The sequence below is a fragment of the Roseivivax sp. CAU 1753 genome (genome assembly GCF_054482575.1).
In genome coordinates, this window is the sequence record NZ_JBTLRF010000032.1 from 1 (window position 1) to 1159 (window position 1159).

Annotated in this window: 1 protein-coding gene; it reads left to right on the forward strand. The window is 58.7% G+C overall.

Annotated features, from left to right (window positions below; all coding sequences use genetic code 11):
* Window positions 1-206 precede the first annotated feature (206 nt).
* Window positions 207-1139 (forward strand): IS110 family RNA-guided transposase, encoded by a 933-nt coding sequence (locus tag ACXYMN_RS19835; protein WP_459015816.1) that lies wholly within the window; start codon window positions 207-209, stop codon window positions 1137-1139.
* The last annotated feature ends 20 nt before the right edge of the window (window positions 1140-1159 follow it).

Consider the following 1159-nt stretch of genomic DNA (forward strand, 5'->3'; position numbering starts at 1 on the left):
TCTTGTCTTATGATTTTGGCAGCTCCCGTTGCATGATGGGAGCCATCACGCTGATCGCGCAAATTGGCGTGATAGCGGGGGATGGATCGTACCCCTCTGGGTCATGATGGACCGATGCCGAGTATGGTCACCCCCGCGTTGTCTTCAAACCTGAACGGATACTTGGGCATCGGGCCCGCATGACAAGACAAGGTGGGGGATATTCCATGCAGAATGTAATCGGGATCGACGTGTCGAAAGCAACGCTGGACGCCTATTGCTCAGGAAGAACCGAGCACCGGCGGTTCGGGAATGATGCCGCCGGACTTGCTGCTCTCTTCCGGTGGGTCTCCGACGACGGCATGCTGATCGTTTTCGAAGCGTCTGGTGCCTATCATCGCGACCTTGAGTGTATGCTGACGCGCCGTGGATTGACCTTCGCGAAGGTCAATCCACGGCAGGCGAGGCGGTTCGCGGAAGCAACCGGGCGCGTAGCAAAGACCGACAGGATTGATGCCGAGATGTTGGCGAGAATGGGAAGCGCTCTGCAACTCCAGCCTACAGAGACTCAGTCCGAAGCCTTTGGCGACCTTCGCGAATTGCTCGTGTTCCGCCGCGGCCTGATCAAGGACCGCACCGCAGCCAAAACACGGCTCAAGACCGCAAGGCATGCCATGCTGCGGCGTTTGCTCACCCAGCGTTTGGGTCAGATCGAGCGGCAGCTGGCCCAGGTAGACGCCGCCATGAAGGTGATCGTCGCCTCTGATCCCAAGCTGGCCCACCGTTTAGAGATCCTGATCAGCATTCCTGGCATTTCAACGACGTCGGCGATGGCATTGCTCGCAGACATGCCTGAGCTCGGTACGCTCACCGGCAAGCAAGCCGCAGCTCTTGCCGGGTTGGCACCAATCTCGCGCCAATCAGGGCAATGGCAGGGTCATGAACGGATACAGGGCGGTAGGCGATCTGTCCGGCAGGCACTGTTCATGCCGACGCTTTGCGCTATCCAGCACAACCGTACCGTTCAGGCCAAATTCGAAGACTTAGTTCGAGCGGGCAAGCCGCGCAAAGTCGCGGTGACAGCCGTCATGAGGAAGCTCGTCGTCCTGGCAAACGCATTGATTAGAGACGGCCGAAAATGGGCACAAGAACCCGCTTGATCATAACGGATACTCGGCAG